The sequence below is a fragment of the Pseudomonas syringae group sp. 26L6 genome (genome assembly GCF_032587815.1).
In the GTDB taxonomy this organism is placed as follows: domain Bacteria; phylum Pseudomonadota; class Gammaproteobacteria; order Pseudomonadales; family Pseudomonadaceae; genus Aquipseudomonas; species Aquipseudomonas amygdali.
Map to the genome: position 1 here is coordinate 1 of NZ_JAWHPJ010000048.1, position 25,990 is coordinate 25,990.

Annotated in this window: 20 protein-coding genes, 1 rRNA gene and 3 pseudogenes; 4 read left to right on the top strand and 20 right to left on the bottom strand. The window is 55.0% G+C overall.

The window, feature by feature from the left end:
- Positions 1–114 precede the first annotated feature (114 nt).
- Positions 115–230, top strand: a 5S ribosomal RNA gene (rrf, locus tag RYA97_RS19690).
- Between the two features lie 109 nt (positions 231–339).
- Here rrf and RYA97_RS19695 read toward each other — a convergent pair.
- The 7 genes from RYA97_RS19695 to RYA97_RS19725 all read right to left on the bottom strand — a co-directional run bounded on the left by RYA97_RS19695 (position 340) and on the right by RYA97_RS19725 (position 9,632).
- A complete protein-coding gene (locus tag RYA97_RS19695) occupies positions 340–816 on the bottom strand; it encodes an SRPBCC family protein (protein WP_004660968.1) in 477 nt (158 codons plus the stop codon).
- Positions 817–849: 33 nt separating this feature from the next.
- The gene (locus tag RYA97_RS19700; RefSeq protein ID WP_117140219.1) at positions 850–4,284 is read right to left on the bottom strand and encodes a non-ribosomal peptide synthetase; all 3,435 of its coding nucleotides are present in this window, start codon (positions 4,282–4,284) and stop codon (positions 850–852) included.
- Positions 4,281–5,228, bottom strand: a complete 948-nt coding sequence (locus tag RYA97_RS19705; RefSeq protein WP_005783276.1) for a diiron oxygenase — start codon at positions 5,226–5,228, stop codon at positions 4,281–4,283. Before RYA97_RS19705 ends, RYA97_RS19700 begins: the two co-directional genes overlap by 4 nt.
- 41 nt (positions 5,229–5,269) lie before the next feature.
- The gene (locus tag RYA97_RS19710; RefSeq protein WP_005759481.1) at positions 5,270–6,046 is read right to left on the bottom strand and encodes a DUF3050 domain-containing protein; all 777 of its coding nucleotides are present in this window, start codon (positions 6,044–6,046) and stop codon (positions 5,270–5,272) included.
- 812 nt (positions 6,047–6,858) lie between these two features.
- Positions 6,859–7,596, bottom strand: a complete 738-nt coding sequence (locus RYA97_RS19715; RefSeq protein WP_010195575.1) for a GntR family transcriptional regulator — start codon at positions 7,594–7,596, stop codon at positions 6,859–6,861.
- 318 nt (positions 7,597–7,914) lie between these two features.
- Positions 7,915–8,922, bottom strand: a complete 1,008-nt coding sequence (locus tag RYA97_RS19720; protein ID WP_005746951.1) for an aldo/keto reductase — start codon at positions 8,920–8,922, stop codon at positions 7,915–7,917.
- Between the two features lie 20 nt (positions 8,923–8,942).
- Positions 8,943–9,632 (bottom strand): HAD-IA family hydrolase, encoded by a 690-nt coding sequence (locus RYA97_RS19725; RefSeq protein ID WP_005746950.1) that lies wholly within the window; start codon positions 9,630–9,632, stop codon positions 8,943–8,945.
- A 153-nt stretch (positions 9,633–9,785) separates the two neighbouring features.
- Between RYA97_RS19725 and RYA97_RS19730 the strand changes: the two genes are divergently transcribed.
- Positions 9,786–11,267: a YdgA family protein gene (locus RYA97_RS19730; protein ID WP_005746949.1), complete on the top strand. Its 1,482-nt coding sequence runs from the start codon at positions 9,786–9,788 to the stop codon at positions 11,265–11,267.
- A gap of 63 nt (positions 11,268–11,330) precedes the next feature.
- Here the strand turns inward: RYA97_RS19730 and RYA97_RS26620 are convergent.
- The 4 genes and pseudogenes from RYA97_RS26620 to acpP form a co-directional block, all read right to left on the bottom strand.
- A pseudogene (locus tag RYA97_RS26620) lies at positions 11,331–11,687 on the bottom strand (methyl-accepting chemotaxis protein); the annotation flags it as partial.
- A 335-nt stretch (positions 11,688–12,022) separates the two neighbouring features.
- On the bottom strand, positions 12,023–13,348 hold the full coding sequence (locus tag RYA97_RS19735) for an FIST signal transduction protein (protein ID WP_232829580.1): 1,326 nt from the start codon (positions 13,346–13,348) through the stop codon (positions 12,023–12,025).
- 115 nt (positions 13,349–13,463) lie between these two features.
- Positions 13,464–13,607, bottom strand: a pseudogene (locus RYA97_RS19740) (mechanosensitive ion channel family protein); the annotation flags it as partial.
- 153 nt (positions 13,608–13,760) lie between these two features.
- Positions 13,761–13,997, bottom strand: coding sequence for an acyl carrier protein (gene acpP / locus RYA97_RS19745; RefSeq protein WP_005746946.1), 237 nt, complete (start codon positions 13,995–13,997; stop codon positions 13,761–13,763).
- Between the two features lie 197 nt (positions 13,998–14,194).
- Here acpP and RYA97_RS19750 point away from each other — a divergent pair, with 197 nt between their 5' ends.
- Positions 14,195–14,677 (top strand): hypothetical protein, encoded by a 483-nt coding sequence (locus RYA97_RS19750; protein WP_057401981.1) that lies wholly within the window; start codon positions 14,195–14,197, stop codon positions 14,675–14,677.
- Positions 14,670–17,114 carry a PEP-utilizing enzyme gene (locus RYA97_RS19755; RefSeq protein WP_117140218.1) on the top strand — a complete coding sequence of 815 codons (2,445 nt, stop codon included), beginning with the start codon at positions 14,670–14,672 and terminating at the stop codon, positions 17,112–17,114. The genes RYA97_RS19750 and RYA97_RS19755 overlap by 8 nt, the downstream gene beginning before the upstream one ends.
- Positions 17,115–17,406: 292 nt before the next feature.
- Here RYA97_RS19755 and RYA97_RS19760 read toward each other — a convergent pair whose 3' ends face one another.
- The 9 genes and pseudogenes from RYA97_RS19760 to RYA97_RS19800 all read right to left on the bottom strand — a co-directional run.
- Positions 17,407–17,958, bottom strand: coding sequence for a hypothetical protein (locus tag RYA97_RS19760; RefSeq protein ID WP_117140217.1), 552 nt, complete (start codon positions 17,956–17,958; stop codon positions 17,407–17,409).
- 63 nt (positions 17,959–18,021) lie between these two features.
- Complete coding sequence (locus RYA97_RS19765; protein WP_117140216.1) at positions 18,022–18,732, bottom strand: hypothetical protein; 711 nt, start codon at positions 18,730–18,732, stop codon at positions 18,022–18,024.
- A gap of 82 nt (positions 18,733–18,814) precedes the next feature.
- Positions 18,815–19,786, bottom strand: a complete 972-nt coding sequence (locus tag RYA97_RS19770; RefSeq protein WP_316892965.1) for a hypothetical protein — start codon at positions 19,784–19,786, stop codon at positions 18,815–18,817.
- 262 nt (positions 19,787–20,048) lie between these two features.
- Positions 20,049–20,240, bottom strand: a complete 192-nt coding sequence (locus RYA97_RS19775) for a hypothetical protein (RefSeq protein ID WP_316892967.1) — start codon at positions 20,238–20,240, stop codon at positions 20,049–20,051.
- 374 nt (positions 20,241–20,614) lie between these two features.
- A pseudogene (locus RYA97_RS19780) lies at positions 20,615–21,713 on the bottom strand (RHS repeat domain-containing protein); the annotation flags it as partial.
- Positions 21,714–22,137: 424 nt separating this feature from the next.
- Positions 22,138–22,653, bottom strand: a complete 516-nt coding sequence (locus RYA97_RS19785) for a DUF4303 domain-containing protein (RefSeq protein ID WP_005747395.1) — start codon at positions 22,651–22,653, stop codon at positions 22,138–22,140.
- A gap of 9 nt (positions 22,654–22,662) precedes the next feature.
- Positions 22,663–24,099 (bottom strand): RHS repeat-associated core domain-containing protein, encoded by a 1,437-nt coding sequence (locus RYA97_RS19790; RefSeq protein WP_404940568.1) that lies wholly within the window; start codon positions 24,097–24,099, stop codon positions 22,663–22,665.
- A 447-nt stretch (positions 24,100–24,546) separates the two neighbouring features.
- Complete coding sequence (comJ, locus tag RYA97_RS19795; protein ID WP_005783294.1) at positions 24,547–25,026, bottom strand: competence protein ComJ; 480 nt, start codon at positions 25,024–25,026, stop codon at positions 24,547–24,549.
- Positions 25,026–25,990: RHS repeat-associated core domain-containing protein (locus RYA97_RS19800; protein WP_316892970.1), on the bottom strand; the 965-nt coding region annotated here is incomplete at its 5' end. The genes comJ and RYA97_RS19800, both read right to left, overlap by 1 nt.

Genomic DNA, 25,990 nt, shown 5'->3' on the forward strand with positions numbered 1-25,990 from the left:
CGTCAAGATTAAATTCCAGAAACCCTCATCGCTTACGCGTTGAGGGTTTTTGTTTAAGTAGAAGCATCAAAATTCGCTGAGACGTTACCTGTTAACGGATCGGCAACAGAATTTCTTGACGACCATAGAACATTGGAACCACCTGATCCCATCCCGAACTCAGCAGTGAAACGATGTATCGCCGATGGTAGTGTGGGGTTTCCCCATGTGAGAGTAGGTCATCGTCAAGATTGAATTCCGAAACCCCTCATTGCGTTTGCGATGAGGGGTTTTGTCTTTATGGAGCCCCAAAAAAGCCCGCGCAGGCTTTCGCGCTGAGCGGGCTGGATAGTGCATGAGTCAGCCAAAAAGGCTGCGTACGTTACTCATCGCACCGTCAGCAAACCCCTGAAGAAACGCTTCAAATGCATCCCCTTCAGGGCCTCCCTGAACAGGGTCGGCAACGATCGTCCAACGAGCGACACACGCATCGTCCCCGGTAGCTTCAACAGTCATTGCCGCCCATAGGTTACTCACCGGTAAACTGGTGTGGATCAGTGACCAGGTCATGTACAGCGCCTGATCATCCCGGGAGTTCAGTTGTTCGATGGCCACGTTGCCGTCCTTGAACAGTTTCCTTCGAACCGAGCCCTTACCTTCCCCTGTGACCTCAATACTGTCCAGCGCGGGTATGAAGGCTTGGAAACCACCAAAATTCCCGACCACAGCCCATACGCTGGCTGCATTACCGGGTACTTCCACGGCTGAAGCCACTCGGCACGACACCGGGTTCTGGATAAGGGTGTCGGGCTTCAGATTACTGTGAAGTGTGCTCATGTGTTTCTCCATTTACGTCAGTGGGGTATCAATTCAGATGAAGCCGATTTCTTTCAGGTAATCGCAGCCCTTGCGCAGCAGCTCAGGGGTTTTCTGCGGGTAATGCCCGCCCATACGGTGAATACCGCTGAGGGTGTTGCGGTACTCGATCATCGAGATGTCGCCGATGTCTTCTTCAAACCCGTCGAGATAGAAACCCAGCACGCCAAATAAAGCGTTCTGGCTGTCGACACGGCTGAGTTGGGCCTGCCATTGCTCAACGCTGACCAACTCGAACTGACGGCCTGCCCCGCGGAAGGCTTCCACATAGTTATTCCAGCTCAAGGGCTCGGGGTTATGCAGGTTGAACACAGCGTGTTCCGGTTGATAGCGACTGGCATGGAAGCCGATGAAGCGTGCCAGGAAGTCCACCGGCATCAGGTCGAAGTTGATAGCGAACGCCGGAACCTGACCCAGTTGCAGCGAGCCTTTGAGCATTAGCATCAGGCGGTTTTTTTGCGGCTGGCATACGCCGGTGACGCTGTTGAACGCTATGTTGCCGGGCCGATAGATGTTCACCCAGGCACCTTGCTCGCGCGCGCGCTGCAGAACACGCTCAGCTACCCATTTGGACAGGTTGTAACCGTTCTTGATGTAGATCGGCGGGGTAGCGGCAGCGGGCTGTTCAAGCACATTGCCGGCAGCATCGACTGCACTACAGGCGGAAAGGGTCGAGACGAAGTTGAAGATCTTTTTGCTGCGCCCCTCACACAGCTTCAGGCATTCAAAGACCGGCGCAACATTGTCTTTGACGAGGGTTTCATAGTCCTGAACATGGTTCACATTGGCAGCGTTATGCACCAGCGCACCGAACTCGCTATCCAGTCGTTCATATACCGCTTCACTGAGACCCAGCCTGGGCCTGGTCACGTCAGCGGCGTAGACCTTCACGCGACTCAGGTCCAGATGATCCAGACGGTTTTCCCGCAGTGAATGCTCGAAACGCTGTTGTGCGCTTTGCCCCGCAGCTTCACGAACCAGGCAGGCGATCTCTGTCGCCCCCCAGTTCAACAGCGCTTCAACGATATGCACACCGAGAAAACCGTTGGCACCGGTGACAATTACCTTGTGAACATCACCCAACTGGCTGATGGGCAAAGTCGCCAGCGGGTTATTCGCATCGGCATCCAACAGTGCCTGCGCACTGATGGTGTAAGCCGAAGCACCATCGCTGTCGATCAGGCTGGCCAGTGTCAGGACGGTAGGTGCTTCTATAAAACGGTTGATTGGAATGCTGCGCCCAAACCGCTCACGAACCCCCAGCAACAGACGTGACAGCAGAATCGAATGACCGCCCAGATTGAAAAAGCTTTCGTCCGTAGAGATATCTTCTGACGGCAGTTCCAGCAGTTCGGCCCATAACGCCAGTAGCGCTTGCTCCTGCTCGGTCTGCGGCAGACGACCAGTGCGTTGCCCGCTGAAGCTCAGCGGTATTTCCAGAAGTGCTTTGCGATCGACTTTGCCGTTGCTGGCAAACGGCAGACTGGGCAGCGTCGTGTACACAGCAGGGTGCATGTAGTCAGGCAGCAGACGTTGCACATGCGCTCTCAACGCTTGTTCGTCATGCTCTAGATACGGTTGAGCGAGAAACGCCAGAATGCGTCGCTGCTCGTCGATCACCACAGCCACTTGTCGATACAGCCCGCTGTCGCGCAAACAATGCTCGATCTCTTCCGGCTCGACCCGAAAGCCGCGAATCTTCACCTGGTTATCGCGGCGTCCGCTCAGTACGATGCCATCAGCCGTCCACTTGGCGATATCGCCGGTGCGATAGGCCCGCAGTTGCTGTCCGTCCGGCCTGGTCAACCACACATAGCGCTCGGCGGTAAGCGGGGGATTGTTTACATAGCCCAGGCAAACACCAGGACCGACGATATACAGCTCACCCTGCGTTTGCTCCGCTACGGGCTGCAATTGCTCGTCGAGAATCCATACCTGGCTGTTGGCAATCGGTCGTCCCAGATGCCGATTGCTGCTGGACGGCGCGAACTCACAGGCCGTGATCAACACGGTGGCTTCGGTGGGGCCATACAGGTTGTGGAAATGACACTGCCTAGTGAGCTGTGCAATCACATGCGGCTCACAGACATCACCCCCGGTCATGACATGCTCCAGTCCCAGAGGCTGATCCAGCGGCAGAATGCTCAACAGTGCCGGTGGCAGAAACGCGTGAGTGATGCCTTGTTGCAGGACGCTGACCAGTTGCAAGGGATCGCGCCGCTGATCTTCATCAGGCACCACCAGTTCGGCGCCATTGAGCCAGGTGGGAAAAATGTCGATGATCGACGAATCAAAGCTCAACGTAGAAAACTGCAGCACCCGGCTCTGCTCGCGCAGGCTCACATACTCGGCGTACCAGGCAGTGAAATGGCTGAGGTTGTGCTGGCTGAGCAGTACGCCTTTCGGCTGCCCGGTGGTGCCTGACGTGTACAGCGCCATGCAGGGCGCGTTCTGCGCGGCATGAACGCGCATGCGGGCTGAAACGGCATTCCCCATAGGCACCGCAGCAATATCCAGTGCCGGAAACTCCGCAGCGGCCAATGGGTGCGAGCCGTCGTGAAGTAACAGCATCGCTCCCGAGTTTTCCAGAATGTACTGCTGACGCTGCAAAGGCTGGCCGGGATCAAGCGGCAGATAAACCGCACCGCAGCCCAGAATCGCCAGAATGCCCGCATACAACTCGGGTGACTTGGGCAGGCAGATGCCGATCACCGGAGGCGTGTCGGCTTTCGCAGACGCCAGCAAAGGCAGCAACAGGCGCTGAATCGCGATGCTGTGCGCATGCAGTTCTCGATAGCTGAGCGTCTGATTGCGAACGGACAGTGCCGGACGTTCGGCAAACATCAGCAGCGCCTGTTCCAGCCGCTCGGTGATCGAGGTTTCAGCCCGCTTCAGCAGGTGGGATTGTTCTGTCTGATTCAGACGATGCTCGAAGAGCAAATGATCAATCGCCTGCAAACCATCCTGCCGGTCACTCTGAGCGGGTGTTGCAGTAGGCAGACTGTTGAAATAATCATCGTCCCTGGACAGTCGGCTGACCTGCAATGCCACCATCCCCACCATGCCTGCTACAGCCACATCACGCAGTACGCGGCCGTTGCCTGACTCCTCGGCCGGCAGCCACTCATGAGCTATCAGGCGTCGAGCATTGGCCGGCCCATGCCAGCAGAGCAGCTCCAGGCGAGGCAGACCGTGCGCGAGCGCCGCGCTGAAGCCGACCCGCAGGCCCAGGTGAGTGCCGTGGCCTCGTACCCCGCGAAGGTCCAGACTGCCGTCCTCGATCAGGACGCAACCATCAGGCACCGTCAACGCATACAGTGCCTGCTGGTCAGACAGGTGCCGCACGCCATGCCCGTGGTCCAGCAGCTCGGCATTCAGATCGCTCAGGGTCAGGCTGTGACCTATGAGCACAATCTCCAGGCGCTTCATTGCAGCGTCCCCCGAGCCGGCAGGTAGTCCGCCAGCGCACGCTGTACACAGGGATCGTCCAGCATCGAGCTGCTCTTGAAGAAGCGCATGATATTGGCGACCAGTGGGTGGTGGCGGTTGACTGGGAAACTCACGGCCCTGGTTTCATCCTTGAGCGCCTGCTTGATGGTGTCCGGCACCTGCAAGTGCTCGATCAGGGTGAAATCGAAGCCGTTCTGTATGTCATTGGTCAAATACTGAGCGATAAACACCGGCAGGATGCGCGCGATGGATTCCCGATCCTGCTCATCTGCGGTGTGCCAGTAGATTCGTACCAGCCGCGCCCAGAATCCCGAATGACGTCCCTCGTCCAGCAGATGGTCAGCCATCAGTCCCTTGATCGATTGCTTGACCGAGTCGTCCTTGGCGAAGGCCGCTACGTCATTGGTCACGGTGTTTTCCGCGATAGCCACGCAGATCAGCTCAACTGCACTGCGCAGATGCTCCGGGGCCAGAGCCAGCGCGGCGGGTATGGCCCGGCTGAGTTCGATTTCGGCAGGCAGCTGGATAGGCTCGATGCCCGTCAGCGCGATGGTCTGCTGCATGAAATCCATCGCCACCAGCGCGTGATAGTCCTCGTCGACCACCACCGTCATCGCGTCGTAGCGGCAGGCAAACGGGAAGCGAATCGTGAAGTTGTCCTTGGCAATACTGCGTGCGGTCTTGTCGACGATCTCGGTTTCAAAGATCACCACATCGTTGATGAACTTATAGAGGCTCTGCACCAGTGCGTAATCGCGTAAATGCGCGCACTCGCGGGTGAACGTGTCACTGAGCACCAGCGGCTGACGGCTGAGGGGGTAGATCAGTTTTTCATCGTTCTCGACCATTCTGCGTGGACGGGTACGGATGGCGGCGCGGCCTTCCCACGCATCGATGAACGACGTGTAGTCTTCTGCTTTCATGATGTCTTCCTTGTAAAGGCTTCAGGGGTTGCGAGCGGCTCTTACGCACTGGCCTGCATCAATGGCGCGCGCATGCTCATGCGCAGCGTGTCCCATAGCCGGACCCTGCTTTCCACCGCTGCGATAGCCGCCTGATACACCTCTCGTTCACGCTGCGCGTCGCCAGCAATCAGGCGGGCCAGCAACTGCTCCGCTGCCGGGCCGTGGTCCTCGGAGTCCACTTCGATGTGGCGCTCCAGGTAGTAACGGAAGGTGGGTGCCTGTTCGACGGTGATGCCCCAGTCGTCGAGGATGCTCTGGAACATCTGTGGGATGACGCTTTCGCGCCCGTGCAGAAACGCCGCAGCAACGCTGTGTGCGGGGGCATGAAGGGCAGTGTCGAGGGTGTGCGTCACGAATGCCGATGCGGCCTGACCTGCGTTGACCCGTTGCAGGGCCGTTGTGTAATGCAGGCCCTGCTGCTGCAGTTCAATGAAACGCTCGATCTGTAACGTGCTCGCGCCAATCTCGCGCATGGCGTCCAGGTACAGCTCGAAATGGCTGTAATGACCTGCATCCAATCGGTCATCGGACTCTTCCCCCAGCACGATCTCGTTGATCAGGCGGGCGGCGCAGGCATCGGTCGGTGGCAGCCACGGCAGTTGCGTGCAGGTCAGTTCCTGTTGCAGACGTTTGGTCAGAGACATGAAATCCCAGACGGCGAATACATGGGTTTCCATAAAGCGTCGCAATACGCCCAGCGTCGTGATTTCGGCAAAGATCGGGTGACGGCTAAGTTCAACTTTCTTTTGGTCGAGCAGCGTTTTCTCACAATGCATGGTGATGTCCCTGTGGTCATGGTAGCGGTAGGTGGCAGTACAGTTATTCGAAGTTTTAACGTGTTGCCCGTGCCGGATAAATAGAATGAAAGACCTGAGTGCAAGGCGAACAAAGGCCTGAAGGCAGAGGCAATAATTTGCCGCAACTGCACGTCGGTTATGTCCATTAAAACGCTTGCACAAGTTCAATCAGCCGGGCTGAAGCCCTTATGATTTGCGGCTTTGAGTCCGGGTGCCGTCAATTACGCTGACGGCGAAGAAAACTTAAAACAAATTTAATACAGTGCGCAATTCTTTTTTAATAATATTTAAGTTGTTGCTTTTACGGTGCGTAAGTTGCCATATAAAACACGTGGAATATGTTTTATAGGGACGCAGGCAACCCTTCCGACTGATTGAGTCAGAATTATCAATAATGAGTGAATGCCTCACTCAGCGTTGCCGTTATGCTGAATAATCAGGTGGTTGGGTTTTTAATGGGCGATGTTGGAAATGACTTCCAATGTCGTTTGCCCCGTTTAACAACTCCTTGTCCATTGGGTTCAAATGAACACAGAACTGCTCCGGTCCTGCGTGGACAGTTCAGCCGTAGCCAAGGAACCTCCTCAGGCTGGTTTCCTCTGCGCTACGGTCGAGTTTGCCTGATTCCTGTGTCGGGCCACCCGGCAGATCAGGAAAATAGCTATAAAAACGCCAGGCCAGGCGTCAGGCCTGACCGGTGTTGAAGATAGGTTGGGAAAGCACGGGGGAAGTACGAGCGGCTAATCCGCAGGCGTCATGTCATCGCCTTGTGGATAAGCCGTCTCAATGATTCAGGCGGGGGTTTTCTTTGCTGTACGGGCTGGCTTGGCGTTGATGGCCTTATTGCTGTTCAGGTACTGGGTGACGGCCTGCACACCCCGGTTTAGGTGATACTGCAGCGCTTCGACACACGGCTCGACTGCTTTCTGTTCGGCGAGCCGCAGCAGCTGCCAATGGTCATCCTGAGAAAGCTTGCCCAGCCCCATGGCGGAAAGATTGAAACGCAAGAAGCGCTCTTCTTCGTTCAGGCCTTCTTCAACCAGACGCATCAGGCGCTTGTTGTGAGTCTTGGCATACAACGACAAGTGGAACATCCGGTTGAGCCTGCCGATCTGGCCAAAGTCCGTCTCGACTTCAAGCTGCTCGATATAGCCTGCAGCCGCTGCCAGATCGTCCGCGTCCAGCAACGGGATGGACAAGCGCAACGCCTCGGACTCCAGGAGGATCCGCAAGGCATAAGCGTCCACTGCGTCTTCGGTAATCAACGGTGCGACTACTGCGCCCTTGTGCGTTTCGACCCGCAGCAGCGACTGTGCCTCGAGCTGGCGCAGTGCTTCGCGCACAGGCATGCGGCTGACGCCAAACAGTGTGGCCAGCTCCTGTTGGCGCAGAGCCGTGCCACTGGGAAGACTGCCATCGATAATGGCATTTCGCAGCTTTTCTTCAATCACGGTTCTGGCAAGGTGCGCCGGAGGCTGCTCGTTGCCCAGTACGGAGCTTAGAAAGGCTTCTCTATCTGATTTGCGCATCGGTCTACTTCTTCATCAACCTTGGCTGGATAAAGTCCAATTAATCGCTGGATTGCCGACAGACTAGCCAAGACTTGCCAGTAAGTCGCGAAAATAGAAGCATCATCATGTTTTGCTGCAAGCGCCGGGTTGCGGTTCAGCTCTGCGAGCCTCAATGAGTACGCGCCTATCTTAGCGCTCATTCGCTCTGTGTACCGAACGGGCATTCGTAGATAACAGGAATTTCACGTTATGCTTTCATGACATAACGCTCTGAAACGGGCGTTTCAGAGCGCACTAGAATGGCGTTCGCGGCATAAGGCCGCAGGCGGTACTGCCTCAGCGAGTCAGGCGGCCAGACACAAAGTGCTGAACGTCATTGAAACCAGGCGTCGACGCATGCCCAGGTGTTACCAGCGAATCGATAAATGCCTCGTCCTCGGCGGTAATATCAACCGTTAGTGCCTTGGTGTAACCGTCCCACTGCTGTTCGGTCCTTGGGCCAACGATTGCCGATGTCACGGCCCGGTTGTTGAGCACCCAGGCAATGGCGAACTCGACAATACCTACACCCTTGTCCTGCACGTACTCTTGAATTCGCTGCGCAATACGCAGCGATTCCACGCGCCATTCGGTTTCCAGCAGCCGCTTGTCCTGACGCCCGGCCCGGCTTTCGCTGTCGGGGGCGATGTCCGGGGCGTATTTACCGCTGAGTACCCCGCGTGCGAGCGGGCTGAAAGGCACCACACCCAAGCCGTGATACGCCGCTGCGGTGATCTGCTCGACTTCGGCCTGACGGTTGACGATGTTGTACAGCGGCTGGCTGATGACCGGCTTGTCTACGCCCAGGCGCTGCGCGACGTTGACGATTTCAGCGATTCGCCAGCCGCGAAAGTTCGACACACCCCAGTAGCGGATCTTGCCCTGACGGATCAGATCGCCAATGGCCGAGACGGTCACTTCAAGTGGTGTGTCCTGATCCTCCTTGTGCAGGTAATAGATATCCACATAGTCGGTGTCCAGACGCCGCAGGCTGTTCTCGATGGCATTGAAGAGGTGCTTGCGGTTCAGACCGGCGCGATTGGGCACGCCGTCGGCTGGCCCGATGGCGACCTTGGTGGCCAGCACCCAGTCGCTGCGCTGGGCGGCGATGGCCCGGCCGACGATTTCTTCCGAGCGCCCACCGTTGTAGACATCCGCCGTGTCGATGAAATTGATGCCCTGATCCCTGGCCTTGTCGATGATGCGCAGGGACTCTTCGGCACCGGTCTGCTCGCCGAACATCATCGAGCCGAGTGTCAGGGTGGAAACCTTGAGGCCGGACTGGCCGAGGATTCGATAATTCATGCTCAACATCTCCATGTCATTCAGACGAGTTCAGGCAGCCCCCACGCCTTGAGCGGGAAGTCGGCCAGCGAGGCAAGCAGCAGGTCTGCATGCTCGTATTGCTCGACCGGCATGTGCGAGTCCGGTACGGCAACAGCGTACATGCCCGCAGCCTTGGCGGCCGTCACGCCGAACGGCGAGTCTTCGAAGACCAGGCAATCACTCGGCGAGACGCCAAGGCGGCGGGCGGCGACGAGAAAGATGTCCGGGGCCGGTTTGGCAGCGCCGACTTCCGGGTCGTCTGCGGTCACGACGGTATCGAACAGCTCGAACCACGCGCGGTGCAGCGTTGTCTTGGCCTCGAAGTAATGCACCGACGAGCTGGTGCCCACGGCGATGGGAATATTGTGGGCTGCCAGATGCCGGACCAGCGCCTCGGCTCCGGGCATTGCCGGCGCTTTGGGGAAACGCTCTTCAAGCATCGGTTCACGGGTTTCGAGAAACTCGTCGATCGACATCGGCAATTCAAGCGCCTTGATCACGTAATCCGAGAAATCCCGGGCACCGCGGCCGATGGTGTGCTGTTTGATGGACCAGTCGAAGGTGCGCCCGTGGCGGCTGGCGATCAAGTGGGTGACTTCGGTATAAACCCCCTCGGTGTCCAGCAACAGGCCATCCATGTCGAAAATGACGGCCTTGATCGGGCCTCGTTCGGTGTGTTGCTCGCTCATGTGATCACATCCCGTTCTCAAATTCGTTTCAGCCTAACGTTTCCGTGAATACCGTGGCTACCCTGTGTTTCTGATAATCTTTCGCGGTTTTCAACTGTGCTGCCAGTCCCGGTACGACTTTCCCATCATCAGAACGGATATCTTCACGTCACTATGAATAAATCAGCAGGTATAGCGATTGGCGTCATCGTCGTAGCGGGCGCACTGGTTACGGCGGGCGCCTGGTACACGGGCAATCAACTGGAAGGCGCGCTGACCGACTCCATCAGCAAGGCCAACCAGGAACTCGCGAAGTCGTTCAAGGGCACCGACACCAGCGTCAAACTGGAAATGCTCTCGCTGGAAAAGCACTTCTTCAGCAGCACGGCGCACTATCGCGTGGACATCCAGAACCTGTCCGATAGCACCCAGGGCGGCCAGTTCCTGTTTGTCGACCAGATCGAGCACGGGCCCATTCCGTTGTCGCGCCTCAAGACCCTGAACCTGCTGCCCGTCATGGCCCTGAGCAATTTCCAGATGGAGAAAAGCCCCAGCGCCGAAAAGTGGTTCGCCATGAGCAAGGACGTTCCACCGCTCAAGGGGCAAGCCAGCATCGGCTATGACCGCGCCACCAAAGGCACGCTGCAGATGGCCCCGCTGGAAATGACCGACGTAGACGGTACGTTCAGGTTTTCCGGGCTCGACCTGAATGCAGAGTCGTCCGCCGACGCCGAAAAATTCAGCCTGGCCGGCAACATGGAAAACCTGCAGCTCAACGTCGCGTCGCCTGACGGCCCGGTCAGCATCGACGTCAAAGGCATGACCTTTGACACGGGCGGCACCAAAGGCCAGTCCGGTTTCTATCTGGGCCACACCAACATGAAAATCCAGAGTGCGGGTTTTCAGGTGGTGGGCAAGCCGCCGGTGCAGATCAAGGACTTCACCAACACCAACCTGGCGCAGGAAGATGCCGGTAACCTGGCTGCCCAGATCAACTACGATGCCGGCATGATTTCCTACGCAGGCAAGGACGTTGGCTCAGCGCACATGGGCTTCAAAATAGCCAACTTCGATGTGGTGGCCACGCAGGCGCTGTATCAGTTGTATCAGGATAAAATCCTGCCTCAACAGCAGCAGGCCGCGCTGGAGAAACGTCCGTTTCGTCTTGAGCTGAACCCGGCTGATCAAGAGCTGATGAACACCCAGATGAAAAAGCTGCTGATCGCCAAGCCGCATATCGAACTGGAAAAACTCTCGCTCAAGACCAGCAACGGCGAAAGCCACATGCGCATCGCGGTGGACCTGGCCGATCCAGGCCCGCTCGATCAGCCTTCCGATTCGCTGCTCTTGAAAAGTCTGGGCGAAGTCAACGCAAAGGTTGTCCTGTCCAAGCCGATGATTCGCGATCTTGCTACCCAGCAAGCCATTCGTGAAGGCCAGACCGACCTCAAGGTCATCGCCGAGCAGGCCAAGGCCGCTGGCGACATGGCCAGTGCCATGGCCGAGATGATGCAACTGGCCAAGGTCGATGGTGACAACATCGTTTCCGACCTGCGTTATGCCGACCAGATGGTCGACTTCAATGGCCAGAAAATGACCGTGCAGCAATTCATGAGCAACGTGATGGGCAAGGTCGGCGTGCTGGGCAACCAGTAAGCTGCCTGCAACACGGCCTGCTGTCAGGACGGGCAATGTACCGTCCTGACAGCAGAGGCACTGCTATCGAGTGAGCCCGCGCAGGGTATCCGCCAGTTGCCGGGTACGTTGCGAGGTGCCCGCGGTCATGTCGCTGGAGCCTTCCAGCTCCGCCAGCAGGCTGGTGAGCGTGCCGACTTCCAGGGATTGCTCTTCGATATGCTGCGCAACCTTGCGAATCTCCTCGGCCAGACGCTCGATATCCGTGCCGATGTCATTCGCGTTTTGCGTGGTTTTCTGCGCCAGCTGACGCACTTCATCGGCGACCACTGCAAAGCCACGGCCCATTTCGCCGGCCCGCGCTGCCTCGATGGCGGCGTTCAGCGCCAACAGATTGGTCTGCCCGGCGATCTGCTGAATCATCTGCACGACTGACTGGATGCGCAGGCTGGACTTGGCCAGCTCCCGAGAGCCAAGCACGACCTCGTCGGCCTGGCTGACCAGGCTCTTGACGGTATTACCCGCCTTGTCGATGACCGTTTCCTGCTGCGTGATGGTCTGGGACAGTTCATCCATCGAAACATGCAGCTCGCCTGAGTAGTGGCGCAACTGATCGGCGATTTCTTCCTGATCCTGATGAGCCTTGACCAGTACATCGCCCAAATCGCTCAGGCCGCCGAACACTGGGCGGATCTGCTCGTCCAGACCACTCGGGTCAATGGTTTGCACAAAGTTACGCTGCTTGAACTGGTCGATCTGCTTGACCACCACATGGCTCAAACCGGCCAGCTTCTTGATCTGCCGACGCAGAAAGAACGCCTTGAACTCGCCGTAATAGGCGATGAAGTTATCGATGTAGTCGTCGCGGAACGGCTGACCTTCCGGCACCTTGAAAAAGAACACGCGGTGAGGGTCTGGTTGAGGTTCAAACCCAGAATCTCACCGAAGGTCGAGAAGCCCACTACTGGCGTCTCGCCGAACACATCATTCATGCGGCCCAATTCACTGCCGTTGTTCAGACGACGCAGAATGCAGTCGCTCAACAGGCCGAGCAACGGCTTGCCGGACTTGCCCTGTAGAAAGCGCGCGAAGTCCTTGCGCGTGGTGTCGATCATCGACGTCCGTTTGACCATCACCAGTTCTTCGCCGGGTGCCACGTCGCAGAACAGATGAACCCGCTCGCTTTCATAATCGATGCGCGCAATGGAGCGTACGAACAGTTCCTCGCCCACCCGAATGGCGAACGAATATTGCGCCAGCTTGCCTTCCAGCTCATGCCGCTCGCACTTCAGCGCATCACACAGCGCTGCAACCATCGTGGCAATCTCGCCTCTGGAATTGACCACCTGGCTGATATAGCGCTCTTCCAGCGAGGCGGTCAGGACACTCAGGCTCAGTGGCGTTGGCTCGAAGTTCTGGCTCTTGAAGACGCCAAAGCGCACATTCTTTGCGCTCTTTAGAAACACCACCTGAGCATGGTTCTCGTAGCTGCGTTTACCGTCGTGAATCAGCGTCTTCTTGAAGTCGCTTTTGCCGCCTGCAGAGCCACCCACGAACAGGCATGGGAAACGCCCTGACTCGTAGAGCGCTTCCATGAAAAACGACTCCGATGCCGAAAGCCCGTCAAAGGTGACGTCGGCCAGCGTATCCCTGTGGTCGATAGGCGTGCTGACCTGAGTGCGCTTGATCGAGTCGGTCAGCCGCGCAATGCGCTCACGCATGGACAGTCGCTTGCCCGCGCCGCGAATATCTTCGCTGTGCAGGGGAATATGCACCACCTCGGCACTCTGGATAACGCTTGAGTCGAACAGCGCCAGCACGATCCGGTCCCACTGATTACCCGCCGCGCAATACAGCGAATCATTGCTGGAGCACAGTTCGCCGGATGTTGTGCACAGGCTGATCTTGGCGTTGGGAAAGCGTGCCGCGACAGACTGGGCAACCTGACCGAAGTCGACGTGAGGTGAAACGAAGCCTGTCAGGTAGACCGGGTCAAAACTTAACGCCGACAGCGTGTCGTTCAATTCCCGCGCGGACGTAATGACACTGAGTACGCCTCCGGTCCGCGAAGTGCCGGCCCGAAAACGAGATAGAAAGCTCATGGTTGAATCCGTAAGAGTAAAAGGCAGGGGCCGTAAAAAAGGCCGAGGTCTTTTAATCGGCTGCTGACGGGTTCAGGTTAGCCGGTGGGCGATGAATTTTGCCTATGCGTGCCGCTCAGGACATGTTCAGCATCAACGCTCTGATCAGGGCAAGCGTCTGGCGATGCACTGAATCATAGTGATTATTGTGGCAATAGGGCCGTACTGACAGGGTGATGGAATCGGCTGTCGTAGAGGACAGATGCACATCGACCGCGGGGCAGGGCTCGCCCGACAGATGGCCTGACGAGCGGAGCCGTACATTGAAGGGAAAAGCAGGGGGCCGGCTACTGGTAGTTTTGACTGGAGGCAGATGGCCTGCGCCTGCCGTCGAGTGCTAAGCGGTTTTTTTGCACTGCGAGTCTGGTCGTCTCTATTTTATGTTTTTTGAGACATAGTCGACGATGTTTTGTACCGTTTTAAATTTTTCAACTTCTTCATCCGGGATATCGATTTCAAATTCTACTTCTAGAGCCATAATGAATTCGATAGCATCTAAACTACTCCCGTTGAAATCCTCGGCTATATTAGATGTCGGTTTTATGTCTGCCGTTTCTATGTCGAACTGCGCGAGAAGCACTTGTTTCACAAGTTCCATTGTATCGTCCATGATCACCATCTCCTTACCTACGGTTTTTGACCATTCATTGAATGGATAAACTAGGTCGCAGCGGAAAAGCTGTCTACTGACAAAAATAACAACTGCTCAACGCTGCTGGACCTGAGCAAGGCCGAGCCACGCTCGTATTAAGCCCACCTGGAAATCGCTACACTCGCCACCTCACAAGGACGAACCAAGGACCTGCAATGCCGCTCCCTTCTACCACGCTGCGCCGCACGCTGGTGATCTGGCTGTATGCCGTCGCAGTCGCGCACGTGCTGGGCAGTATCGTGTTTACCTGGGCAGGTTTTTCCGGCTTGCTCGACGGCTACCTGACTACGCTTGAGCAGGCTTTCTGGACCGACGCCGTTCCTGCCGCTGCGCGTGCGCAACAGGTCTGGTGGATGGCGCTGTTTGGCGCCACCTTGCAAACCTATTCCGTATACATGCTGGCGCTTGTGCATTTGGGCAATCGTCTGAAAAGCGCCATGCCTTGGGGCTGGCTGATCGCAGGCCTGCTGCTCTGGGCGCCTCAGGACATAGCGATTTCCGTGCGTGGGGGCGTCTGGTCGCATGTGTGGCTTGATCTGGCGGCGCTGCTGGCATTACTGCCGCCGTTATTCTGGCTGTATCGCCATGATCGCCGTACTTCTGCTGCCAGCGCGTTGAAGGAGCCCCGTGATGTCTGACTTGCCCCTTCTGTACCTGCTGGCGGGCAACGGCAGCAGTGCCGAATGGTGGGATGATGTGCTGCCGCATTTTCAGCAGCATCAGGTCGTGCCGCTGGAACTGCCAGGCTTCGGCAACAATCCCCAGCCACCGTGCGAAGACCTCGCCGCCTACGCCGATGCGCTATTGGCAGCGACGGTCAGGGGCAGTGCCATCGTCGCCGTGGGCGTCAATGCATTGCTGGTCATGCATGCCTTGCAGCGCCAGCCCGGACACTTCTGCAGAAGCGTGCTGCTGGCGCCGGTGGGAGCTTTTCTGTGGCGGCGGCGCTTGCCTGCGCTGATGTCGCCGCTGCCCATTCGCAAGACCATTCACTGGCTGCTGGCCAACAAGCCCAGGCTGTTTGCTCACAAGTTCTCCAAGCAAGCCTGGCCTGCGGCGCACTACCAGCGCATGGGGGCCGGTTACGCCCGCTGCCGCGCCTTTGTACCCTATTGGGACTTGGTGCGCGCCGACACTGCGCTGCCGCTTCTGGAATGGGTGCAAGACCCGATAGAGCTGGTCTGGGGCGATCAGGACAACGTGCTGGGTATCGAGCAGGCGGCAGCGTGGTCTGCCATTCTGGCGCGTGCCGACCTGACCATCAGCCTGAAACCGGGTTGGGGTCATTACCCGTGGATTGACTCGCCGGCCGAGTTTGCGCAGTGGCTGGAGTCGGGCGAGCGCGGCTTCGTCGCACACACCAAAGGTGGCCGCCTGCGTCTGGCAACCATCGCCGGGCAACCGGTGCCCGCAGCACTGTCGTTGGTGCAGGGCGATGACTCGGCCTTGCCCGCGTTTCTGGCCAGCCAGCCGGAGGCTATCTGGGCGGTGCGCTCGTCCAGCTTCGGCGAGGATCAGGCCGATGCGGCCAACGCTGGCCTGAGCACCACTTTCCTTCGCGAGCCCAGCCAAAACGTACCTGCACGTATCGCAGAACTGCACGGCGCTGGCGTCGAAGAAGTCGTGGTGCAGCGGTTCATCACGCCGGTGCTTTCCGGCATCGCGTTTGCGCGTCACCTGTCGGTCGAGCTGGAGTGGGTCGAAGGGCATCTGGAGTCGCTGGCTGACGGTCAGGCAAGCCCGGAGCGAGCGATCATTTCCCGCCTCGGCGATGCCTGGAACCGCGGCAGCTTCACTCCATCCCACGGTTTGACACAAGAACTGCTCTGGGACTTCATGCAAGGCGTGCTGCGCGTTTTCCATTACGTGCCGGGCGATGTCGAGTGGGCCTGGGATGGCCGCCAGCTGTGGCTGCTGCAGTACCGCCCGATCAGTGACTACGGCTGGCGCCGTCACCTGACAGCGGCCAACATCGCCGAGATCCTGCCGCCGCAGCCCAGCAGGCTGGTCGAGTACGCACAACGCCGCGCCGCAGGCAGCATCCCGGCGATCATGGCGCGTTGGGATTCACGCATCTTGCAGGACAACGAGCCGTTCACCGTACTGTTTGGCGCAGCGTCCTACATCAACAATGACCTGTTTCTCGCACGTCTGGCTGATTGGGGCGTCGCCTCCAGCAGTTACGCCGATGAAGTCGGCGGCGCAGCACCGCATCTGCCTTGGCGACCTCTGCGTTTGCTGCGCTCGTTACCGGTATTCCTGCGCATGCAGCGTATCGCGCGCGGCCACCTGCTGACCCTGGAAAAGCAACTGCACCGTTTCGACCGAGAGCTGCATGCCTTGACGGCCCAAGGGGCTGACGGCCAGCAATTGGCTGACTGGTTCACGCGTTTCTACGTGTTCGTCGTGCAAGGTAACCTGTGCATCGCCACCTCGCTGGCCAGCAGCGGCGGTGATCTGCTGGGACGTCCGCCAACCGCTTACGACAACCTTGAACACTGCCCGCACCGTCTGCCCTGGGAAACCGACCCTGCGACCCCGCGCCCGGCAGCCGCTGACCTGCCTTTACAGGCGTTTCCGACCTGGCCGGGTATCATTCGCGTCGCTCACCGCGCAGGCCTGCCGGGCATGCGCGGCTACTACCTGCAAGTGCGCGAGTGGTATCGCGACAACCTGATGCGCCTGTTCTTCCGGCTGCATCACGCCATGCCCAGCGCCGACAGGGCACACTGGTTTGCGCCTCATCCAGACATTCGCAGCCGCGCAGGCAGTTTCTGGCAGGACGGTCGAGAAGGCACCGAGCAGGCTACTGGCTTTATGATCTATCCGGGGCAGGTGCAAGGCATTCTGGGCGAGGACATCCTGCTGGAAGACACCCTCGACCCCGGACGCCACGCGCACTACCAGAACGCACGCGCCGTGATCGCGCGCATGGGCGGGCGTCTTTCCCACGGGTCCACGTTGCTGCGCGAACTGCGCAAGCCTTCGGCGGTGCTGCCGAATGTTGATATGGCGTGGGTGGGGAAGGAGGTGCGGTATAGGGATGGGGAATTGCTGCTGGTCGAGGGGCAGTGATAAAGCCAGCAGGTGATTTATCCATAGCGAACCCGCACGCTCATTGAAAGGTAAGGTTGTGCTTCGCCGAGGTATAGCGAAAGGCTTACACGCGGTGGAGGGGTTTGGCCATTTCCGACCTGGTCCGTCCTCCGTAAGATTGGATCCATCAAGTGGTGAACAGGAGTTCACCAGGATCAAGGATGATCGACCATCGCCTCGGAGGCAGCCGACAGGGAGTCGGGATGGTCTTGGAAAAACCCGCTTCGGCGGGTTTTTTGTTGGGCGCGAGAAAGTCCTCGTTGAGCCTGGGCTACTTGCGCAGTGCCTTTCTCTTGCGCAGGCTTTCACGATGCACCTCGAGATCCCTGCGCCGCCGCATCTCCTGACGCGTCTCCTTGCGTTCGGATCGAATAATCCTCCATTGCATGCGCAGCTCCCGGCCGCGCTCGCTGTTGAGCGATAAAAGGCCCAGCAACGGGAAAAGCAGCCCCAGCATGTAAAACATCAATTCAAAACGCCGCCAGTGCGCAGGGGCAGTGGGCAGCACCGCGAAAAAGCAGCTCACCAGAATGGCCGCCAATATCCACATTCCACAGGCATGCCCGCGACTCATCATGATGCCGCCGAAACTCAAAACCAGTGATACGCCCATCATGAGCATCATCGACTGGCCGGTTCTCTCCGGCTCATTTGGAAAGTACGCCTCGACCACCGTGCCTGCGGTAATGGCGAGGGAAAATATGCCCATGAAGATCGGAGTCAGAAAGGACAGCAGATAACGAGAGCGGAAAGCGGCAACGTGACTGCGGTAAATCACCATTGGCTCTGGCGAGGCCCGCTTGCTGCGAGATTGTTTACCCATTTTTCTTCCTTGGTTGGGTTCGGCGGTTAGTTGTCTTCTTCGCTGATGGTCTGCTACCTGGCTTCATTTGCTGAGCGATATTACCCATTTCAAAAACCTACCTAACCACCAGCGACTGCGTGCTTCACGAAGCTGTTCGACGTACTCGAACGTGTAAGACCGATTGCGCTTCTTTTCCAGCGCCAGGATTTTTTTCAGTATTCGGATGGCGTCCCTGTTCCAGTAAAGAAGGTAAAGATTGCTCAGTGCTATCCAGATACTGACCATAATGATCAGTTCTATATGCCACACGATCATTGCAGCGATTCCGGCCACAATGACGCCTCCGCTCAGTAAGTTTCCGTTTCTCGTGCTGACATAACCGTGCACCATATATACCTTGTTATCCCTGGTCTCAAAAGACAGCTGACCTGATCTCGATTTTGTAAAGTAAATAAATAAAAATGAAACGAGCATCAGTAAGGCCGGAATCATCGCCCACGATAAAGCATCTGTCGTTGAAGCGCCGTATTCAGATTTTGCTATAAGATAAATAACGCTTGTATTCATGAGTAGAAATGAAGAGAAAAGGCCTGTGAAAGAATGAACTGCGATTGCAGTGAAGCTTTCGCTCAGGTAAATCAAATATATTGCTCTCATGAGCAGGGTAAAGAGGCCGAGGCATACCAGCCAGAAAAAATCCGATTTAAACGTCGACATTGTGCCAAATAAGGCAATCAGGAAGAAAGACCCGTAAAGTCCCTTTTTTATTGCGATGGGTTGTGGCTCGATCATATGATTAACTCGGATTTTCAAGGCGGAAAGCTTATTGTGCCAGCTTAGGTATAACTAAAATTACTAGCTTGAGATGAAAAAGTCATGTTTCAAATATGACACCACGCTGTTTGGTATCTTCAAGAAATATAGACATCCACGTATCCATTATTTCGAAAAAAACCACACCTGATTCAGGCTCCAGCGGCTGCTCATGCCACCATATCAAGCCGTTGTCATTAGCTGCATTAATTGTATCTACAGCAAGATAGTCACCGCCGCCATTTGAAAATACTGCCAGCCATTTTGCCGCGAAATCAGTGTCGTGCTCGTCTATCAAATCAGAGACAAATACACAATCCTCTATTTTTTGTGGGCCCATCGATTGAGCAGGGTAAAAAGTGAAGCCGTTATGAATAGTGTAATAAAAATCCGCTATGCGCCCTCCAAAGATCAACGCATTGTCAGACCTGCTCAACGGCTCGCCTCCTATGTAATAGTAGAGGCCATTATTATCATGAAATATATATAACAGCTCTATGGATGAGCCGACCAGAATAGCCGTGCCAAGCAAACACTTGTCCAGTAATGACGTTACCCACGGTAACTCATCAGAAAATGTTTGCCAGGCAAGAGGGAATGAGGGCGTTATTGATGAAGCGATTCCAAAATTTTGCCACTCACTACGAATCTCCAGGCCAGGCGGCAGTTGAAAAGGTGAGAAGTAAATATCTCTTCCTGCGAACGCTGCCTTCGTTGCTTCAATGATTGCAGTGGCGTTTATCACCCAGTATCCCTCTTGGATTTGACTACTACGTTGTCGCTCAAACTCTTCACCCGCAACATCAAGAATACTACTGACGAGATCAGCAGTCACCTCACATTTTTCAAGGTGCTTGTAGGTCGTATAGTGTTCACCATAAGGTATTTCATAAAATTTTGCTGGCACTTGTTCTTCATAAATTATTTTTAACACACCACGTACGAGTTTTGACGTTTCTTGAAGGTCCCCGTCGAAGAGCTCAATTTCTAGAACTGGATGACCGCAATCGCAAAAGCTTTTAATGGGCTGCACAGGCAGTGACAAAAATCAATGAAGCTTGACAAGCATGGCAGGTCTGATTTGCTGTTCTTCAATTTTTTCCTCGCTACTATCCCTCAACTAGAAATTTTAATGAGGAAAGCTTCCAGAAAGATACGAGTTCAATAAGCCGTTCAACCACGTAGTCATTAATTTTTTAGACATTGCTTCCGCCAGCAACCCAATATCATCTGAAATATATCCAGCAGCTTCAGAGTTTTTTGTAATACGCAGAGCTGTTTTAAAAGCATACTCCCTAAGTTTCATCAGTTTGAACGCCGTAGCTCGCCGAAGCCATCTGCTCGTTATGCTTTACCCATGATGCATCAAATTCGTCTTCATCTCGGCAGTCTAGTAGTGAATCCCAATCGTCGACAGCTAGCAAAAAATCAAAAAAATCAGCTTTTTTAACTGTGGCTGAAAAATCTTCCAAGTTTTCTATATTCATTATCTCAATCCACTTTCTTTTAGCCAGTTTTCAATAAGGTCAACTGCTGCTCTTGGTGTGACGTTTTCACCAAGTACATGTGTCCCATGCGGCGATACCACATCAACCTTTATGTGATCCATGTTCTGGTACGCATTTCTGTAAGCATTAAAAAGCTCGTCATCCGAGCCCGGAAAGCTCCCTTGCCTTGGGCCAACATGTGCTCGCTCTGCTTCGTGTAACAACCAGTGTGAGTGTTCGGGGTTTTCACCCCTAGGAAAGAGCATTGGCCTCGTTTTATCGGATCGTGCAACCGCAAATGGGCGCCCTACAGATTTGCGTACAGCGGGGACGTGATGTCCTGATTTGCTCACGCCCATACCTTTTGTGTCGCATAGCCCCCATGGATCAATGTCAGAAAGTGGGTTTAAAGTATATCCATAAAGATTAAACCCACCCAACAACCCAATCGGATCCTGCGTTATAAACCGCCCAATCTCCGGGTCATAGTACCGAAACGTGTTGTAATGCAGCCCCGTCTCGACATCAAAATACTGCCCCTGAAACCGCAGGTTCTGCTCAACCTCGTTCACCACCAGCTTCTCAACCGCCCCCCAGGCCCGGTACTTCGCCTGCCAGACGATCTGCCCTTCGGCATCGGTCATTTCCAGCGGTGTACCGATCTGGTCGGTGTGGAAGTAGTAAACCCTGTTCCCTACCTCGCCTTCTTTCTCGTCAACACGCGCCAGTGGCGCATACGCATAGAGGTACAGGCCTGCTTTGTCCCGGACTTTTCTCACGCAGCATGCGCAAGCCTTGCCAGAGGAAGCGTTTGTGGCCGGTCTAGCCTTTGATTTCGGACCCTTTGGCGACTCGCCTGCCCAGACTGTTGTATTGATAACTGCTGGTGCTTTCCACTTGGGTGTCAGCCATGGTTTCGGTTTTGACCAGGCGGTTTTCGCAGTCGTAGGTGAAGGTCTGCCAGCGCACGATGCCGACAACTTTTTCGATCAGGTTGCCCCAGGCGTCGTATTTGTATTCGTGGTTCGCCCACTGTTTGAGGCGGTTGTCTTTGACGTGGTCGAAACGACTGGTGTTGAAGTTCAGACGGTTGGCCGCGGCGTCGTAGCGGAATTCTTCGCCGTCGACTACTCGGCCGGTGTTGCGCGCCAGCAACTGGCCGTTGGCTTCGTATTCGTACTGGGTTTCGCCACACAGTTTGTCGAGGGTGCGGCTCAGTTCGCCGGCCGGGTCGTATTCGTAGCGGCGGTGAATCGGGTTGTAGGCGTGTTCGACGTAGCGCTCGGGCTTTATGAGCGGGTTCTGGATCTGCGACAGTTTTTCTGCAGGCAGGGTTGTGGCGTACTGCCAGGCCTTGCGGACCATGCTGTCGTAGCCGAAGCAGCTCGTGAGTTTGCCCTGGGTGCGGTAGACCTCGCGATGCAGGTCGTCGCGCTCCACGTCGCTGATCAGTTGGCCTACAACAAGAGACATGTAGCGCAGGCTCGCCCAGACACCGCTTCTTAAAGCTTCTGACCTCGTTCTTTAAGAAGCGGCAACCGAGCTCAACTGTAAAACCACCAAGTTTTTAAAAAGCAGTAATCCGACATACTCGCCTAGCCGGATAGTACCCACTCACTACTACCTAACAATTAATCACGCTGTGTGCAAAAAACAGCCCACTGCCTGAGCCATCTTTTTTCAAAAGAAGACATCCAACAGCATCAGTAAAATAAAGTATATCTTTAAATAGGTTGTAAAAAATTTTGCGGGCGACCTGCTCAAAGAAAATATTTGGTAGTTGATGAAAAAGTGGCTGCGTTATGGTGCGCAGCCACTTTGAAATATATAACTTTTAAAGAGCAAAATAAATGCAAAAGTTAATCTGTTATTCAGTCATATTTTTTGGATTCTCCGCTTAAACGGTTGCTCTCCACTCTTCGAATTCAACTGCCTCACTTGTTGGGTTTAAAGATCTAATCCAAGAGGTTTCTAGGGATATGTCGTCGAAGTCAGTAACAGCAAAAACAAATATTGAATCATTAAATCTATGCTTGAATTCTTTAAGAATAGTTACGCAGCTTTCGAAAACTTCTTTCCTATAGCGCTCAAAGCTTTCGCCCTCTCCAACGGACTCACTAAGATTTTCTAGTTCTTTTGATACGTCGTCAAAGAAATCAGCACGATAAAACTCATGACTCCACTCAGCTGGTGACCATTTATAATAGGCCTTATCTTCCGGATCCTCAGCCTGCATACTATTTAAATGAGCTTTCAGGTTAAACGAAGGTGCTAACGTTCTTGCATCAGAATCGGAATAAAGAGCAAACGCGCATATTTGGTCTTTAGGGAACTCAGATAAGATCTGATCAATGATTTTATCAACGGCTATCCTGATATTTTCTTTTAATGCGTCAATACCTGGCTTATTCATAAATATACTCTACGGTAGAAGATCAATCGTTTCGTCGGCAAAATGCTGACCCATTTTTCTAAGAGCAGATACAACGTCAGATCTAGTGCCCAGTCCACCTGCGTCAGCATTTTCTAAAGCGTCGTATACTTTTTTAGCATTTGCTGTAGTGTGGCCTTTATTTGGCGCCCAGATTAGATTTTCTTTGCCTTTGTACCAATCTATATCGTGCTTTTCTAGGATTGCTTTACTTTTCGAAAGATAAGCCTTCATCAGCTTGCCGCGGCCCTCTTTAAATACTATATGATGCGCATGAGGGTTGCGCATACCCGCAGGTGCGGCGCCACCACCAATTTTCCTTAGGTGATTACCCCACTTGACGTTATCACCACATAACCCCCATGGATCAACCCAAACATTAGGGTTAGATGCGTAGATATATAAATTATCCCCACCCAACAACCCAATCGGATCCTGCGTTATAAACCGCCCAATCTCCGGGTCATAATACCGAAACGTGTTGTAGTGCAGCCCCGTCTCGACATCAAAATACTGCCCCTGAAACCGCAGGTTCTGCTCAACCTCGTTCACCACCAGCTTCTCAACCGCACCCCACGCCCGGTACTTCGCCTGCCAGACGATCTGCCCTTCGGCGTCGGTCATCTCCAGCGGTGTGCCGATCTGGTCGGTGTGGAAATAGTAAACCTTGTTCTCTACCTCGCCTTCTTTTTCATCCACGCGCGCCAGCGGCGCATAGCTGCCGGGCTCGTAGATATACAGGCTGCTCTGTCCCGGGCTTTCTTCGCGCAGCATGCGCAAGCCTTGCCAGAGGAAGCGTTTGTGGGCGGTCTGGCCTTTGATCTCGGATTGTTTGGCGACTCTTCGGCCCAGGCTGTCGTACTGGTAGCTACTGGTGCTTTCCACCTGCGTGTCAGCCATGGTCTCGGTTTTGACCAGGCGGTTTTCGCAGTCGTAGGTGAAGGTCTGCCAGCGCACGATGCCGACGGCTTTTTCGATCAGGTTGCCCCACGCGTCGTATTTGTATTCGTGGTTCGCCCACTGTTTGAGGCGGTTGTCTTTGACGTGGTCGAAGCGGCTGGTGTTGAAGTTCAGGCGGTTGGCCGCGGCGTCGTAGCGGAATTCTTCGCCGTCAACGACTCTACCGGTGTTGCGTGCCAGCAGCTGACCGTTGGCTTCGTATTCGTACTGGGTTTCGCCGCGAAGCTTGTCGAGGGTGCGGCTCAGTTCTCCGGCCGGGTCGTATTCGTAGCGGCGGTGAATGGGGTTGTAGGCGTGTTCGACGTAACGCTCTGGCTTTATGAGCGGGTTCTGGATCTGCGATAGCTTTTCCGCGGGCAGGGTTGTGGCGTACTGCCAAGCCTTGCGGCCCATGCTGTCGTAGCCGAAGCAGCTGGTGAGTTTGCCCTGGGTGCGGTAGACCTCACGGTGCAGGTCGTCGCGCTCCATATCGCTGATCAACTGGCCATCCAGGTTCAACTGGTGCAGGTGACCGCTGCCGTAATACAAGTGGTTCAGGTGCTGGCCGGTAGGAAGGGTCAGTGTGGTCAGGTTGCTGAGCGGGTCGTACTCGTAGGCCAGCGCGCCCTGAGGCTTAGTTTCTTTGACGAGGCGGCCGAGCAGGTCGTAGGCGAAGTCGATCTTTTCAGCGGTGACGCCTAGTTTTCAGCCTAAGTCCGTCGGCTTACGTTTGATCGATAGCAGTCGGTCACCGTTGTCGTATGCATAGTCCTGACGCACGTCGTCGTTTAGCTTTGCCAGCAGACTGCCGATTGAAAAAAGAAGGGCTGGCACAAAGTTGACAGCCCCCTTTTTCGACCAAGATTTTAAAGAGCTATATAGTTCAGAAAATTTTGACGGCATCATGGCAGAAAATGAAAACCAATAGCTTGGAGACTAAGCAACGCCCTTAACCAGTGACTGTCCCTTTACCCCACCCCATGGATCATCCATAAGATATTTTGCATCAAGCTCATCATCGGAAGGCACAAACGTGAACTTATAAAAAATTTCATCACCTTCACAAATTTCATAGTAAAGAGCATATTGGCGCTCTTCGACATCCAGAACGATTTTGGCTTTTTCAGCAGCTGAGGCAACCTCTAATTCGTTTCTTTTTGAAACAAAAAAGGGGACTACTATGCAGCGTTGAGTTTGTGTGTCCAAATTAAATTTTGTGTCTAGAGTCAAGCTTATATTTGCACCAAATGCGTCATCTGGTAGGGGGTCAAATATTACGTAGTCTTTATGTATTACAGCGCCTTGATCAATATTTAGCTTACCCCATTGGCTCGAAGCTTCGTCATAGGCACGTGACCGAATTTGAATTTGGCTATGAGATATGAGTAAATCTACTACTTGATTAGAATTTGCCATTAGAAAACCTCTACTTTAATTTTAGTTCCATTTGGAAGGCCTGAAAGCACATTACCAATACTAGATCCTGCTCCTCGATTGTCACTAGGACCGATGTGTCTAACACTTGCACCGCTCCCTCCCTCTTTAAACATGGCCATAGGCCATTCGTCGCGATCTTTTAACTTCATTGTTTTAACGTCTTTGAGGCTTGTCTTTCTATTTAATTTTGCTGCATCTCTCTGGATGGTAACTATGTACGGCTGCCCGCCATTGATTGCGTCTTGTATGTGACCAAAGGTTTCGGGATATTCGGAGCGTTTTAACCTTAAAAGGTAGTCGTGATCAACGGCATCTGCTTTTATCAAGGTACATCCGGCTAGACCCGTCACGTCAATCCAGCGAATTGGATTTAGATTGTACTGGTACAGGTTATACCCTCCAGCCAACCCAATCGGATCCTGCGTTATAAACCGCCCAATCTCCGGGTCATAATACCGAAACGTGTTGTAGTGCAGCCCCGTCTCGGCATCAAAATACTGCCCCTGAAACCTCAGGTTCTGCTCAACCTCGTTCACCACCAGCTTCTCAACCGCACCCCACGCCCGGTACTTCGCCTGCCAGACGATCTGACCTTCGGCGTCGGTCATTTCCAGCGGTGTGCCGATCTGGTCGGTGTGGAAGTAGTAGACCTTGTTTTCTAACTCGCCTTCTTTCTCATCAACACGGGCCAGCGGTGCATAGCTGCCGGGCTCGTAGAGGTACAAGCTGCTCTGGCCGGGGCTTTCTTCGCGCAGCATGCGCAGGCCTTGCCAGAGGAAGCGCTTGTGGTCGGTGTGGCCTTTGATCTCGGACTGTTTGGCAACGCGTCGGCCCAGACTGTCGTACTGGTAACTGCTGGTGCTTTCCACCTGCGTGTCAGCCATGGTTTCGGTTTTGACCAGGCGGTTTTCGCAGTCGTAGGTGAAGGTCTGCCAGCGCACGA

Excerpts from the sequence above, each read along its gene's own strand:
- RYA97_RS19720 (WP_005746951.1), bottom strand. The coding sequence starts at position 8,922 with ATGAATTATCGAATCCTCGGCCAGTCCGGCCTCAAGGTTTCCACCCTG.
- RYA97_RS19725 (WP_005746950.1), bottom strand. The coding sequence starts at position 9,632 with ATGAGCGAGCAACACACCGAACGAGGCCCGATCAAGGCCGTCATTTTC.
- RYA97_RS19785 (WP_005747395.1), bottom strand. The coding sequence starts at position 22,653 with ATGAATAAGCCAGGTATTGACGCATTAAAAGAAAATATCAGGATAGCC.
- comJ (WP_005783294.1), bottom strand. The coding sequence starts at position 25,026 with ATGGCAAATTCTAATCAAGTAGTAGATTTACTCATATCTCATAGCCAA.
- RYA97_RS19700 (WP_117140219.1), bottom strand. The coding sequence starts at position 4,284 with ATGAAGCGCCTGGAGATTGTGCTCATAGGTCACAGCCTGACCCTGAGC.
- RYA97_RS19710 (WP_005759481.1), bottom strand. The coding sequence starts at position 6,046 with ATGCATTGTGAGAAAACGCTGCTCGACCAAAAGAAAGTTGAACTTAGC.
- RYA97_RS19705 (WP_005783276.1), bottom strand. The coding sequence starts at position 5,228 with ATGAAAGCAGAAGACTACACGTCGTTCATCGATGCGTGGGAAGGCCGC.
- RYA97_RS19715 (WP_010195575.1), bottom strand. The coding sequence starts at position 7,596 with ATGCGCAAATCAGATAGAGAAGCCTTTCTAAGCTCCGTACTGGGCAAC.
- RYA97_RS19790 (WP_404940568.1), bottom strand. The coding sequence starts at position 24,099 with ATGGAGCGCGACGACCTGCACCGTGAGGTCTACCGCACCCAGGGCAAA.
- RYA97_RS19760 (WP_117140217.1), bottom strand. The coding sequence starts at position 17,958 with ATGGGTAAACAATCTCGCAGCAAGCGGGCCTCGCCAGAGCCAATGGTG.
- RYA97_RS19750 (WP_057401981.1), top strand. The coding sequence starts at position 14,195 with ATGCCGCTCCCTTCTACCACGCTGCGCCGCACGCTGGTGATCTGGCTG.
- RYA97_RS19695 (WP_004660968.1), bottom strand. The coding sequence starts at position 816 with ATGAGCACACTTCACAGTAATCTGAAGCCCGACACCCTTATCCAGAAC.
- RYA97_RS19775 (WP_316892967.1), bottom strand. The coding sequence starts at position 20,240 with ATGAATATAGAAAACTTGGAAGATTTTTCAGCCACAGTTAAAAAAGCT.
- acpP (WP_005746946.1), bottom strand. The coding sequence starts at position 13,997 with ATGGACGATACAATGGAACTTGTGAAACAAGTGCTTCTCGCGCAGTTC.
- RYA97_RS19765 (WP_117140216.1), bottom strand. The coding sequence starts at position 18,732 with ATGATCGAGCCACAACCCATCGCAATAAAAAAGGGACTTTACGGGTCT.
- RYA97_RS19735 (WP_232829580.1), bottom strand. The coding sequence starts at position 13,348 with ATGAGCTTTCTATCTCGTTTTCGGGCCGGCACTTCGCGGACCGGAGGC.
- RYA97_RS19755 (WP_117140218.1), top strand. The coding sequence starts at position 14,670 with ATGTCTGACTTGCCCCTTCTGTACCTGCTGGCGGGCAACGGCAGCAGT.
- RYA97_RS19730 (WP_005746949.1), top strand. The coding sequence starts at position 9,786 with ATGAATAAATCAGCAGGTATAGCGATTGGCGTCATCGTCGTAGCGGGC.